At 68.6% G+C, this 12,666-nt stretch carries 11 protein-coding genes; 4 read left to right on the forward strand and 7 right to left on the reverse strand.

From position 1 onward, the window contains the following. Positions 1-16 precede the first annotated feature (16 nt). Together CSC70_RS06815 and tldD are read left to right on the forward strand one after the other, a co-directional pair. Positions 17-3,832: a YhdP family protein gene (locus tag CSC70_RS06815; protein ID WP_162455930.1), complete on the forward strand. Its 3,816-nt coding sequence runs from the start codon at positions 17-19 to the stop codon at positions 3,830-3,832. A gap of 52 nt (positions 3,833-3,884) precedes the next feature. Continuing rightward, a complete protein-coding gene (gene tldD / locus CSC70_RS06820) occupies positions 3,885-5,330 on the forward strand; it encodes a metalloprotease TldD (RefSeq protein ID WP_162455931.1) in 1,446 nt (481 codons plus the stop codon). 166 nt (positions 5,331-5,496) lie between these two features. On the opposite strand, the gene yjgA is transcribed toward tldD, so the two are convergent. Then, complete coding sequence (gene yjgA / locus CSC70_RS06825; RefSeq protein ID WP_162455932.1) at positions 5,497-6,063, reverse strand: ribosome biogenesis factor YjgA; 567 nt, start codon at positions 6,061-6,063, stop codon at positions 5,497-5,499. Between the two features lie 17 nt (positions 6,064-6,080). Between yjgA and pmbA the strand changes: the two genes are divergently transcribed. Continuing rightward, the gene (gene pmbA, locus CSC70_RS06830; protein ID WP_162455933.1) at positions 6,081-7,454 is read left to right on the forward strand and encodes a metalloprotease PmbA; all 1,374 of its coding nucleotides are present in this window, start codon (positions 6,081-6,083) and stop codon (positions 7,452-7,454) included. A 192-nt stretch (positions 7,455-7,646) separates the two neighbouring features. Then, entirely contained in the window at positions 7,647-8,024 is a 378-nt protein-coding gene (locus tag CSC70_RS06835) for a DUF4870 domain-containing protein (RefSeq protein WP_162456246.1), read from the forward strand. A gap of 80 nt (positions 8,025-8,104) precedes the next feature. Here the strand turns inward: CSC70_RS06835 and CSC70_RS06840 are convergent, their stop codons facing one another. The 6 genes from CSC70_RS06840 to CSC70_RS06865 all read right to left on the reverse strand — a co-directional run bounded on the left by CSC70_RS06840 (position 8,105) and on the right by CSC70_RS06865 (position 12,652). Next, a complete protein-coding gene (locus CSC70_RS06840) occupies positions 8,105-8,977 on the reverse strand; it encodes a polyprenyl synthetase family protein (RefSeq protein ID WP_162455934.1) in 873 nt (290 codons plus the stop codon). Further along, complete coding sequence (locus tag CSC70_RS06845; protein WP_162455935.1) at positions 8,967-9,233, reverse strand: exodeoxyribonuclease VII small subunit; 267 nt, start codon at positions 9,231-9,233, stop codon at positions 8,967-8,969. Before CSC70_RS06845 ends, CSC70_RS06840 begins: the two co-directional genes overlap by 11 nt. A 9-nt stretch (positions 9,234-9,242) precedes the next feature. After that, positions 9,243-10,574 carry a tRNA lysidine(34) synthetase TilS gene (gene tilS, locus CSC70_RS06850; protein WP_162455936.1) on the reverse strand — a complete coding sequence of 444 codons (1,332 nt, stop codon included), beginning with the start codon at positions 10,572-10,574 and terminating at the stop codon, positions 9,243-9,245. A gap of 40 nt (positions 10,575-10,614) precedes the next feature. Next, positions 10,615-10,809 (reverse strand): hypothetical protein, encoded by a 195-nt coding sequence (locus tag CSC70_RS06855; protein ID WP_211369443.1) that lies wholly within the window; start codon positions 10,807-10,809, stop codon positions 10,615-10,617. A gap of 127 nt (positions 10,810-10,936) precedes the next feature. Continuing rightward, positions 10,937-11,686 (reverse strand): tetratricopeptide repeat protein, encoded by a 750-nt coding sequence (locus tag CSC70_RS06860; RefSeq protein ID WP_162455938.1) that lies wholly within the window; start codon positions 11,684-11,686, stop codon positions 10,937-10,939. 6 nt (positions 11,687-11,692) lie between these two features. Continuing rightward, positions 11,693-12,652: an acetyl-CoA carboxylase carboxyltransferase subunit alpha gene (locus CSC70_RS06865; protein ID WP_162455939.1), complete on the reverse strand. Its 960-nt coding sequence runs from the start codon at positions 12,650-12,652 to the stop codon at positions 11,693-11,695. Positions 12,653-12,666 lie beyond the last annotated feature (14 nt).

Here is a 12,666-nt window from a genome sequence, read left to right on the forward strand (position 1 = left end):
GCGGGAAGACCGGCTGATGCCGACGCCATGGCGCCGCCGCGTCCGTCTGGCGCAGCGCGGGTTCTGGTACGCGGTGGCCGTGGTGTTGGTGTGCATGGCGCTGGTGCTGGGGCTGGCCAGCCAGCTGCTGCCGATGGTCGAACGCCACCCCGACAAGGTCGCGGCCTGGCTGAGCGAACGCGCCGGCCGGCCGGTGGCCTTCGACCACGTCGAAACCGCGTGGTCGCGGCGCGGGCCATTGTTGCGGCTGGATGGCCTGCGCATCGGCGAACGCGGCGAGGTGCGGATCGGCGAGGCCGAAGTGCTGGTGTCGATGTACGGTGGGCTGCTGCCCGGGCGTTCGTTCACCGAGTTGCGCCTGCGCGGGCTGTCGCTGACCCTGCAGCGCGCGGCGGACGGCGCGTGGTCGGTGCGCGGACTGCCGGCGCAGGCCGGCGGTGGCGACCCGCTGGACAGCCTGGACGGACTGGGCGAATTGCAGGTGATCGGCGGGCGGCTGGCGATCGATGCGCCGGAGCTGGGCTGGAACACGCAACTGGCCGACATCGACCTGCGCCTGCGCGTGGATGATCAGCGCGTGCGCGCCGGTGCCCGGGTCCGCGCCCGCGAGGGTGGGCAGCCGCTGCTGGCGGCGGTGGATTTCGACCGTGGCCGCGGCGACGGCAAGGCGTTCCTGCAAGCCGATCCGGCCGACCTGTCGGAATGGGGCGAACTGTCGCGCTATGCCGGCGTGCAGGTCGCCGGCGGCAGCGGGCGCGTCGGTGCCTGGCTGCGGCTGCACCGGCACCGGGTGGTGATGGTCGACAGCGAGCTGCACCTGCGCGACGTCGATCTGCTCGGTCAGCCGTATCCGGGCAGCGGCGACATCGCGCCGTCGGCCCGCTTCGCGCAGATCAATGGGCGCCTGCGCTGGCGGCTGGCCGCAGGTGGCTGGCGCCTGGATGCGCCGCAGCTGCGGATGGGCGACGCGGCCGCGCCGCAGCAGCTGGACGGCCTGGTACTGGCCGGCGGCGACCGCTACGGCATCGTCGCCAAGGGCATCGATGCCGGACCGCTGCTGTCGGTGCTGGCGCTGAGCGACCGGATCGAAGTGCCGGTGCGGCGCTGGCTGGCGGGGGCGCAGCCGGACGCGCACTTCTCCGATCTCTCGCTACTGGGCAGCGGCGTGGGCGGGGTCAGTGTGCAGGGGCATCTGGACCGGGTGCGCTTCGTCGCGGCGGACGGCGCGCCCGGCATCGACGGCCTGAGCGGCGAGCTGACCGGCGACGCGGACGGCTTCGCCCTGCAACTGGATACGCAGGCACCGCTGCGCTTCGACTGGCCGGACGGTTTCGGCGTGGTCCATGACGTGACCTTGGCCGGGCAACTGGCGGGCTGGCGCGAAGGCGCCGGCTGGCGGATCGGCACTCCGGCGCTGCGGGTGACCGGGGCCGACTACGGCGCCGAGCTGCGCGGCAGCCTGTGGTTCGAAGGCGACGCCAGCCGCCCGCGGATCGATGTGGCGGCCGCGCTGGACGATGCGCCAGTGACCGCAGCCAAGGGCTTCTGGATTCACCGGCGCATGCCGCAGAAGGCGATCGACTGGCTCAACGCCACCTTGGCCGGTGGCGAAGTCATCGGCGGTTACGGTCTGATCTCCGGCGACCTCGACGACTGGCCGTTCGTCGATGCGCGCGGCCGTTTCGAAGCACGCGCGCACATCCGCAACGGCCAGTTCAAGTTCAACCCCGACTGGCCGGCGCTGGAGCAGGCCGATGCCGACGTTGCCTTCATTGGCAACGGGTTTTCGATCCAGGGCACGGGCCGGCTGGACACGGTGGGCGTGGACGGTTTCGAAGCGCAGATCGCCGATTTCCGCGAGGGGCGGCTGCTGATCGACGCGCATGCGCAGGACGATGCGGCGCGGTTGCTGGAGCTGCTGCGACACAGTCCGCTGAAGGCACGTTACGGCGAGACCTTCGCCAACCTGGAAGTTGCCGGGCCGGTGCGTGCCAGCTTCCATCTGCAGCAGCCGTTGCGTTCGCAGGGCAACGTCCGCCGGCTGCTGCACGGCACGGTGGACCTGCTGGGCGCCAGCGCCAACGAGAAGCGCTGGAACCTGCCGTTGCGCGAGGTGCGCGGCGTGCTCGAATATGCCCGTGATGGCGTCGCCGCCGACCGTCTGGACGTGCGCTACGACGGCCGGCCGGGCACGCTGGGGCTGCGAATCGGCAATCGCGTGCGCGATGCCGCGCAGGCGGTCGAAATCGACCTGGGCATTGCCGCCGGCAGCGACGAACTGCTCGATCGCGCCGCCGAACTGGCCTGGTTGAAGCCATACTTCCGCGGCCGTTCGCACTGGAACATCGGGATCGCGGTGCCGGCCACCCGCAACGGTGTGCAAGCGCCGGCGCGGCTGCAACTGGATTCGGATCTGGTCGGCACGGCGGTCGGCCTGCCCGAACCCTTGCGCAAGCCGGAGGCGCAAGCGCTGGCCACCCGCATCACCGCGGCCATGCCGCTGGAGAGCGGCGAGGTCCAGGTCGCTTTCGGCCAGCGTCTGGCTCTGCGCACGCGCGCCAACGGCAGCCAGCGCGGCGTGCGCGTGGCGCTTGGCAGCGACAGCGTGGCCGAGGCGCCGCCGGCTTCGGGCCTGGTCGCCAGCGGCCATGCCGGGGTGCTGGACGCGATCGGATGGATGGCGCTGGCGTCGCAGAACCGCGGCCAGCCTGGCGCTTCGTTGCCGCTGCGCAATGTCGACATCGGCGCCGATCGCCTGCAGCTGGCCGGCGGCGAGTTCGCCGATACCCGGCTGAAGTTGTCGCCGGCGGTCGGCGGGGTGACGGTCGGTTTCGTCGGGTCGTCATTGGCCGGCAACCTGCAGGTGCCGGATGCGCAGGGCGCGACGATCAGCGGCCGGCTGAGCAAGCTGCACTGGCCGCTCGCCGCCCGTGGCGAAAGTGCAGCCGGCGGCGACGGCGCCGACTACGACCCGGCCGCGGTGCCGCCGCTGGACCTGCGGGTTGACGATCTGCAGGTCGGCGACGCCATACTCGGCGCGGCCGAACTGCAGACCCGGCCGGTCGCCGGCGGCATGCATATCGAAAGCCTGCACCTGCATTCGCCGCACCATGACACCCGGGTCAGCGGCGACTGGATCGGCCGCGGCGCGGCGGCGCGTACGCGGCTGACGCTGGCCACTCGCAGTCAGGATTTCGGCGGACTGTTCGACGACCTCGGCATGAAGGGCCGGCTCAAGGGCGGCCAGGGCAGCATCGACTTCGACGCCAGCTGGCCGGGCAGTCCGGGCGGTTTCGCGCTGGCTTCGCTGCAGGGCGGGATCGGCATCGACGCGCGCGACGGCCAGTTGTTGCAGGTCGAGCCTGGTGCCGGCCGCGTGCTCGGCCTGCTCAGCGTGGCGCAGTTGCCGCGGCGGATGCTGCTGGACTTCCGCGACCTGTTCGATACCGGCTTCGCCTACAACCACATCGAAGGCAAGCTGGCCTTCGGCGATGGCCAGGCGCGCAGCGACGGACTGCGCATCGACGGGCCGGCAGCCGAGATCCGCATCCACGGCAGCGCCGATCTGCGCAACCAGCAGTTCGACCAGACCGTCGATGTGTTCCCCAAGTCCGGCAACCTGCTGGCGGTGGTCGGCGCGGTGGCCGGCGGCCCGGTCGGCGCGGCGGTCGGCGCGGCCGCCAACGCGGTGCTGAAGAAACCGCTGGGCGAGATCGGCGCCAAGACCTATCGTGTCACCGGACCGTGGAAGGAGCCGAAGGTCGAGGTAATCAGCCGCGAACAGAGCCGGACGCAGACTGCCGCACCGTCACGGCCGTCTGGGGTTCCATGAACCACCGCCGCGCCTACTTGTCATTTCCCCTTTTCGACACCATTCCCCTGCCATGAACGATTCTTCCCTGATGCTGGCCCAATCCCGCCTGCTGCTGCCGGCCGGCATGGACCAGCGCGACCTGGAACGCGGCTTCGGCGCCCTGCTGGGGCCGGGCATCGACTTCGGCGACCTGTATTTCCAGCACGCCCGGCGCGAGAGCTGGACGGTGGAGGACGGCATCGTCAAGGACGGTGCGCATTCGATCGAACAGGGCGTCGGGGTGCGGGCGATTTCCGGCGAAAAGACCGGCTTTGCCTATTCCGACGACATCCACGGCGCGGCGCTGCTGGAAGCGGCGCATTCGGCGCGCGCGATCGCTCGCGACGGTTCCGCGATGGCGCCGCAGGCGCTGGTGGTCGGCGGCGGTCGCGCCTTGTATCCGGGCGATGACCCGATCGACGCGATGGACAACGAGGCCAAGGTCGAGGCGCTGCGCACGATCGATCGCCTGTTGCGTGCGGCCGATCCGCGCGTGCAGCAGGTCACCGTCAGCCTGACCGGCGGCGTGGACACCGTGCTGGTGGCGCGCAGCGACGGCGTGCTGGCCGCCGACGTGCGTCCGCTGGTGCGGATGAACGTGCAGGTCATCGTCGAACAGAACGGCCGCCGCGAATCCGGCTATGCCGGTTACGGCGGTCGCTATTCGTACGCCGAACTGCTGGCCGACGGCCAGCCCGAGCGCTTTGCCCGCGAAGCGCTGCGGCAGGCGCTGGTCAATCTGGACGCGGTCGATGCGCCGGCCGGGGTGATGCCGGTGGTACTGGGCAGCGGCTGGCCCGGCGTGCTGCTGCACGAAGCGGTCGGTCACGGCCTGGAGGGCGACTTCAACCGCAAGGGCACCTCGACCTACGCCGGCCGCATCGGCCAGCGGGTCGCCGCGCCGGGCGTCACCATCGTCGATGACGGCACCCTGCCGGGTCGGCGCGGATCGCTGAACATCGACGACGAAGGCACGCCGACCCATTGCACCACGCTGATCGAGGACGGGGTGCTGGTCGGCTACATGCAGGACACGCTGAACGCGCGGCTGATGGGCGCGGCGCCGACCGGCAACGGCCGCCGCGAGTCGTTCGCGCACCTGCCAATGCCGCGGATGACCAATACCTACATGCTGGCCGGGCAGCACGAGCCGGAAGAGATGATCCGTTCGGTGAAGAGGGGCCTGTACGCGGTCAATTTCGGTGGCGGCCAGGTCGACATCACCAGCGGCAAGTACGTGTTCTCGGCCACCGAGGCCTATCTGATCGAGGACGGCAGGATCACCGCGCCGGTCAAGGGCGCGACCCTGATCGGCAACGGGCCGGAGACGATGCGCAAGGTGAAGATGGTCGGCCACGATCTGGCGCTGGACGCCGGTGTCGGCGTCTGCGGCAAGGATGGGCAGAGCGTGCCGGTCGGCGTCGGCCAGCCGTCGCTGCTGATCGAAGGGCTGACGGTCGGCGGTACCAAGGCATGAATTCCCTTCTCCCGGCGGGAGAAGGTGGCACGAAGCGGCGGATGAGGGTTCGGAGACGCAATGGAAAGACGAATCGCCGGAGTGTTGCCGCGTGTGGCGGCGATCAAATGATTCGGCTTCGCCGCACTCTCACCCCAACCCCAACCCTCTCCCGAGGGGAGAGGGGCTATTCCTCGTTGTCCGCCGCTTCTCCGGACTCGTCGGGCGCTTCCTCGTCTGGCGACAGCAGCGCCTTCACTTCGCGGTACAGCTCGCGGAACGCGCGCGGCGGCTTGTTCCTGGCGCGTTCCTCGCCGGCGTTGCGGACCAGTTGCCGCAGCCGCTGGCGGTCGGCGTCGGGGAACTGCGCCAGCAGCTCGGCTAGGGCGACATCGCCGTCGGCCAGCAGACGCTCGCGCCAGTGTTCGGCCTGGTGCATCTGCGCGGTTTCGCGCCGGGCCGCCTCGCCATCGCTGTCGAGGGCGTCGCGGATCGCCTCCAGCACCTCGTCGTCCTCGCGTCGCATCTGCTTGGCCAGGTACTGCAACTGGCGCTTGTGCGCGATGTGCGAAGTGATGCGGCGGGTTTCGGCGATGTGCGGCAGCAGGTGGTCCGGCACCGGCAGTTTCGCCAGCTGCGCCGGCGACAGCGCCGACAGTTGCGCGGCCAACTCGCGCACTTCCAGCGCGTCTTCGCGCTGCTGGCTGCGGCTGGGGCTATAGAATTCGCCGGTTTCCGGATCGCGTCCTCGCATCGACACAGGATAAATCATTGAACGCAGTCACCGCTTCTTCCACCAATGCTTCTGCCGACGACAGCCTGGCCCGCCTGGACCAGCTGGAGGACACCGCGCGCCGGCTGCTGGCCAGCGCGAGCGCGCGCGGTGCCAGCCAGGCCGAGGTCAGCTGCAGCGAAGAGCACGGCCTGAACGTCAACGTGCGCATGGGCGAGGTGGAAACGGTGGAATCCACCCGCGACCGCGGGATCGCGGTCACCGTCTATTTCGGCCGGCGCAAGGGCTCGGCCAGCACCGCCGACCTGCGCGAGGACAGCCTGGAGGCGACGGGGGAGCAGGCCTGCGCCATCGCCCGCCACACCGAGGAAGACCCGGCCGCCGGACTGGCCGATCCGGCGCGGATGGCGAATGATTTCCCGGAGCTGGACCTCTGGCACCCGTGGGCGTTGCAGGCCGACCAGGCCGTCGATCTGGCTCTGGCCTGCGAAGCGGCCGGCCGCGACAGCGACCCGCGGATCGCCAATTCCGACGGTGCGGCGGTCGGCAGCGGCACCAGCCTGGCGGTGTACGCCAACTCGCACGGTTTCGTCGGCCGCGAACGCAGCAGCCAGCATTCGATCGGCTGCGCGCTGATCGCTGGCCACGGCGACGGCATGCAGCGCGACGGCTGGTACAGCATCGGCCTGGCGCGGGAAGACCTGCAGGCACCGGAGGAGATCGGCCGCAGCGCGGCGCAGCGCACGCTGGCGCGCTTGCAGCCGCGCTCGTTGGCCACCGGCGAGTATCCGGTGCTGTTTTCCGCCGAAGTGGCGCGTTCGCTGATCGGCCACTTGTTGGGAGCGGTATCGGGCAGCGCGTTGTACCGGCGCGCCAGCTTCCTGCTCGACCATGCCGGGCAGAAGATATTCCCCGCGGGATTCGCCATCGACGAATTGCCCTTGCTGCGGCACGGACTGCGTTCGGCGGCCTTCGATGCCGAAGGCGTGGCCACCGCCGACAATCCTCTGGTGGCCGATGGCGTGCTGCTGCGTTACGTGCTGGGCAGCTATTCGGCACGCAAGCTGGGGCTGCAGAGTACGGCCAACGCCGGCGGCGTGCATAACCTGCAGGTCAGGGCCAATGCCGGCGATCTCGACGAACTGCTGCGCGGCATGGGCCGCGGCCTGCTGGTGACCGAGCTGATGGGGCAGGGCGTCAATCCGGTGACCGGCGACTATTCGCGCGGGGCCGGCGGTTTCTGGGTCGAGGACGGCGCCATCGTGCATCCGGTCGACAACATCACCGTGGCCGGCAAGCTGAAGGACATGTTCGCCGCCATCGAGGCGGTCGGCAGCGACGTTGACCGGCGATCGCACATCGGCACCGGCTCGATCCTGGTCGGCAGGATGACCGTGGCCGGTGGGGAGTAGTCGGCCGCATCGTGGTTGATGGAGGTTGACGGCGGTCGCGGTTTCGCTCGTGGGCCGCACGCCCCGCAAGCGGATGCTGCACCGACGTAACGTTAAATGTACATTGACGGGGGCAGACTGCACGGCCAAAGTAAGCGTTTGGCTCGCCCGGCCGAATTTTCCACCACCACCAAGAAGCAAGGGGATGACCGCATGAGCGATTTCGAGAATGCCACCACGCCGCCGCCGGCTCCGACCGGTGCCGCTCCGCAGGAAGAGAGAACCATGGCGATGTTGGCCCATCTGCTGGGCATCATCACCTGGTTCATCGGCCCGCTGATCATCTGGCTGATGAACAAGGACAAGAATCCGAACTCTTTCGTCAGTGACCAGGCCAAGGAAGCGCTGAATTTCCAGATCACGCTGGGTATCGTCTATCTGATCGGCATCATCCTTTCGGTGATCGTCATTGGAATTTTCATCAACATGCTCGCCGGCCTGGCGGGATTGATCTTCGCCATCATCGGGGGCATCAAGGCCAACGGTGGCGAGGCCTATCGCTACCCGTTCGCGTTGCGCCTGATCAAGTAAGCGCACGTTCCGCATCCCGGAACGAAAAGGCCCGGCAATGCCGGGCTTTTTCTTCGACAGATTTACCGTTGTCGGCCGGCTCAATGATCGCGGCGGATCGCCAGTTCTCCGAGCGCCGCCAGCGCGGCGGCCGACTCGCCGAAAGGGGCGAGCGTCGCACGCATCCGCGCATCCAGTTCGTCCAGCTTGGCCCTGGCGCCGGCCATGCCCAGCAGGGCCGGATAGGTGGACTTGGCCTGGGCGAGATCCTTGCCGGCGGTCTTGCCGAGCCGTTCGGAACTGGATTCGACATCGAGGATGTCGTCGCGCACCTGGAAGGCCAGTCCCAATGCGGCGGCGTAATCGTCCAACTGCTGCAGTCGTTCGTCAGGCATCGCGCCGGCCAGCGCGCCCATGCGCACCGCGGCGCGGATCAGGGCGCCGGTCTTCATCGCATGCATGGTTTCCAGCGCAGGCAGCGGCTGTTGCAGGCCAGTGGCGTCGATGTCCAGCGCCTGGCCGCCGCACATGCCGGCCGCGCCGCTTGCGGAAGCCAGCGTCTGCAGCCAGGCCACGCGCAACTGTGCGGACGCATCGGCGGCGGCCAGCAATTCGAAGGCGCGGGTCTGCAACGCGTCGCCGGCGAGGATCGCGGTGGCTTCGTCGAAGGCCACGTGCACGGTCGGGCGGCCGCGGCGCAGCGCATCGTCGTCCATCGCCGGCAGATCGTCGTGCACCAGCGAGTAGGCATGGATCAGTTCCACCGCGGCGGCGGGGGTATCCAGCAAGGTCTCGTCGGCATTGCTCAGGCGGCCGGCGGCGTAGACCAGCAGCGGTCGCATCCGTTTGCCGCCGCCGAGCACGGCATGGCGCATGGCCGCGTGCAGGCGCTGCGGCGGAGCATCAGCGGCGGGCAGGGCGGCTTCCAGCGCGTGTTCGAGCCGCTGCGCCCAGCGGGCGAATTCATTCCGCATCGGCCACCGGATCAAACGGGACCGCCGCATCAGGCTGTGCCGGATCGCTGAGCAGGCGCACGCGCAGTTCGGCCTGTTCCAGCGCGTTCTGGCATTGTCGGTACAGGCCGACGCCGCGCTCGTAAGCAGCCAGCGACTCCTCCAGCGTCATCTCACCGTGCTCCATTCGGTCGACCAGCTTTTCCAGTTCGTCCAGCGACTGTTCGAAATGCGCGACCGGCGATGCGCTGGTGTCGGGGGCGTTCTTCTTGGCCATCAGTCAAGTCTAATCCAAACCGGTGGCATCGGCCCCGGCGGCGGAACGCTCGCGCCAGCGCAGGCGGGCGCCGTGGCGACGCAGCCAGTCGTCGAAACCGGCCGAATACAATAGGTCGCCGGCGGCCAGCAGGTTGCCGGCCTCGTCGCTGAGCAGGGGCAGGCTTTCGCGCGTCCACGGCGGTACGCCTGCGTCCTGCAGCAGTTTCTTCAGCTCATGCGAATGCGAGCGGCCGGGCAGGGCGATGCGTTCGCCGCCCTGTCGCGCATGTGCCTGCACCGGCATCGGCAAGGCATCGGCGTTTTCCAGCGATAGCAGGCCACCTCCGGGGAGGATCAGCGGCAGGCGACCGTCCCAGGGCTGTTGCCAGTGCGTTGGCAACGGCTGGCGCAGGAATTCGGCGTGCAGCACGTCGCGCCAGCGACGCACGCTGGCGGCATGCTGCGGACCGTCGCCCCAGTCGAACCTAGCCTGGGCATCGTCGCGCGCCGACAGCAGTTCGCTTTCGATGCGCGCAATCCCTTCGGCTGGCAGCGGCGGCAGCTGCAGGGCGCGGATCCAGCGCCGCAGCACGCGTGCGCGGCGCGCGATGGGCAGGGCCCGCAGGGCCGTTACCGACAACGCCTGCGGGTCCAGCGTGCCGCAGGCAGCCAGCACGCGGCGATCTTCGTCGGCCAGCAGGTTGGCGGCTTCTCCACTCAGTTCGGCGCTGCGGGCGAAGGCGGCGTCAGCCTGTGGCCAGCGTTGGCGTAGCAATGGTAGGACACGATGGCGCAGGTAGTTGCGGTCCAGCGCGGTGTCGTCGTTGCTGGCGTCCTCGATCCAGCGCAGGCCTTCGGCGTGGGCGTGATCGAACAATGCGTCGCGACCAATGCCCAGCAGCGGACGCCAGTGCCAGCCAGGGCCGAAACGTCGCCATGGCCGCATCGCCGCCAGCCCTTCCACCGACGACGCGCGCAGCGCCCGCAGCAGGAAGGTTTCGGCCTGGTCGTCGCGATGATGCGCGGTCAGCAGCACTTCGCCGGGCCGCAGCAGCGACATCAGGGCGGCATAGCGTGCCTCGCGCGCGGCCGCCTCCGGACCCTGGCCGCCGTCGCGTTCGACCCGCACGCGCAGGACTTCCAGCGGAACCCGCAAGGATTCGCAGACACTTCGGCAGTGGCGTTCCCAATCGTCGGCATGCGATTGCAGCCCATGGTGGACGTGCACCGCACGCACCTCGTTTCCAGCCAGAGCGCCGGCGGTCACGGCGTGCAGCAGCACGGTCGAATCCAGCCCGCCGCTGAAGGCGATCATCAGCGGTGCATCCGGCAGGGGCAGGGCGGGCAGGAACAGCGGCATCGGCGCAGTCTATTCCGCCGCGCGGCCGATACGAAGTCGCTCAGTTCACCGCGCGCAGGATGATCACCAGCGCGGAAATCCAACAGGCGAGCACGAACAGGGCCAGCACCCAGTTCGCGTTCACGCCCCACTTGTGCTTGAAGAACAGGTTGTGGATCAACGCCACCAGCAAAGGTGCCAGAAACAGAATCGTGGGCAGCATCCACCAGGGCATGGCGGGATTCGAGGTTTCCAAGGGGTTCTCCGTCAGGTCGGGATGTAACCGGCGGCTACATATTAATGTGAGACTGCCATCCCGGCGATGCCCGGACAGGAATGGGGTCCTGCATAGTCGTCGTGGGGATTCGACGTGCCGGAATCGGTCAGGATTCCAGTGCCGCCAATTCCTTGCGTGCCGCTGTGGTCCACTCGCGCTGATCCCGTTGGTAGTAGCCGGGAGAAACGGCTGACCGGGTCAGGATCTCGTTGAAGACCTCCACGGCCTGCTCCGATTTTCCGCAACGCTTGAGCAGCAGTCCATAGCGGAGCCGGGCTTCCTCGCCCGGGAAACCCTGCACGACGGCTTCGTATTCGTGCAGGGCGGCATCCAGATCGCCGCTCTCCTCCACAGCCCGGGCATACAACAGATGGCCATCTTTCGAGCGAAATTCGGGGTTGGCCGCGATCAGGGCGTCGAGCGTTTCCCGCGTCTGTCGCGTCTGCCCCATGCCGAACTGCGCCTTGGCCAGGCCCAGCAACAGGTCCGGATCGGTGGCATACATGCCTTTCAGCGCGCTGGCATACAGTTCGGCGGCGCGGTCAAAGTCTCCATGCTTCAGGCTCTCGGCTGCCAGTTCGCGGCGGTTCTCCTGGGTGTCGGCCAGTTTGAGGTTGCTTTCCGCACGGCGTTTGTCGCGCTTCGGGTCGAGAGCGTTGCGCATCTTGCGGGCGACCTTCCTCGATCCCAGTCCGTTGCGCAGATCGGGAAGCACTTCCGCCAGGAAGTAGATCGCCACGGCGATATACGAAAACAGCAGCAGGATGAAAATCCAGTACAGCGGCCGGCCGGTGCGCACGACATGCACGCAGCACGCCACCTGCAACGCGATCGACAGGATCAGGACAGGACTCACGGCAACTCAGGCCGCTTCGTAGGCGCCGTAACCGCGCAGGCGCTGGTAACGGTTCTGCAGCAACTGATCCATCGGTTGCTGGTCCAGTGCGTCGAGTTCGTTCAGCAGCACGGCCTTCAGGCGCTTGGCCATCTGCCGCGGATTGCGGTGGGCGCCGCCGATCGGCTCGCGCACGACCTTGTCGACCAGTCCCAGCGAATGCAGGCGCGGCGCGGTCAGGCCGAGTTGCTCGGCTGCGTCCTTGGCCTTGCCGGCGTCTTTCCACAGGATCGAGGCGCAGCCTTCCGGCGAGATGACCGAATAGGTGCCGTATTCCAGCATCAGCGTGCGGTCGCCGACGCCGATCGCCAGTGCGCCGCCGGAACCGCCTTCGCCGATCACCGTGCAGATGATCGGTATCCGTAGTTCGGACATTTCCATCAGATTGCGGGCGATGGCTTCGGATTGCCCGCGCTCCTCGGCGCCGATGCCGGGGTAGGCGCCGGGGGTGTCGATGAAGGTCAGCAGCGGCAGCTTGAAGCGTTCGGCCATCTTCATCAGCCGCAGCGCCTTGCGGTAGCCCTCGGGACGCGGCATGCCGAAGTTGCGCGCGATCTTGCTCTTGGTGTCGCGGCCCTTCTGGTGGCCGATGATCATCACGCTGCGGCCGTTGATGCGCCCCAGTCCGCCGACGATGGCCTTGTCGTCGGCATAGGCGCGGTCGCCGGCCAGTTCCTGGAACTCGTCGCAGATGACCTGCAGGTAATCCAGGGTGTACGGACGGGCGGGGTGGCGGGCAAGCTGCGATACCTGCCACGGGCTGAGGTCGCGGAAGATCTGCGCGGTGCGGACGCGCAGCTTGTCTTCCAGCGCGCGGACCTCGGTGTCGACATCGACCGCCGGTCCGGCGCTGGCACCGCGCAGGGCCTGGATCTTCTCGTCCAGGTCGGCGATGGGTTTTTCGAAATCCAGGTAATTCGGGTTCATGCCGGGGGTGGGTG

Source organism: Pseudoxanthomonas kalamensis DSM 18571 (genome assembly GCF_010211745.1).
Lineage (GTDB): Bacteria > Pseudomonadota > Gammaproteobacteria > Xanthomonadales > Xanthomonadaceae > Pseudoxanthomonas_A > Pseudoxanthomonas_A kalamensis.

What these genes read in the sequence shown, in the direction of transcription:
- tldD (WP_162455931.1), top strand. Translation starts at nt 3,885, where the DNA reads ATGAACGATTCTTCCCTGATGCTGGCCCAATCCCGCCTGCTGCTGCCG.
- tilS (WP_162455936.1), bottom strand. Translation starts at nt 10,574, where the DNA reads ATGCCGCTGTTCCTGCCCGCCCTGCCCCTGCCGGATGCACCGCTGATG.
- CSC70_RS06845 (WP_162455935.1), bottom strand. Translation starts at nt 9,233, where the DNA reads ATGGCCAAGAAGAACGCCCCCGACACCAGCGCATCGCCGGTCGCGCAT.
- CSC70_RS06815 (WP_162455930.1), top strand. Translation starts at nt 17, where the DNA reads ATGCCGACGCCATGGCGCCGCCGCGTCCGTCTGGCGCAGCGCGGGTTC.
- CSC70_RS06835 (WP_162456246.1), top strand. Translation starts at nt 7,647, where the DNA reads ATGAGCGATTTCGAGAATGCCACCACGCCGCCGCCGGCTCCGACCGGT.
- yjgA (WP_162455932.1), bottom strand. Translation starts at nt 6,063, where the DNA reads ATGCGAGGACGCGATCCGGAAACCGGCGAATTCTATAGCCCCAGCCGC.
- CSC70_RS06865 (WP_162455939.1), bottom strand. Translation starts at nt 12,652, where the DNA reads ATGAACCCGAATTACCTGGATTTCGAAAAACCCATCGCCGACCTGGAC.
- CSC70_RS06840 (WP_162455934.1), bottom strand. Translation starts at nt 8,977, where the DNA reads ATGCGGAATGAATTCGCCCGCTGGGCGCAGCGGCTCGAACACGCGCTG.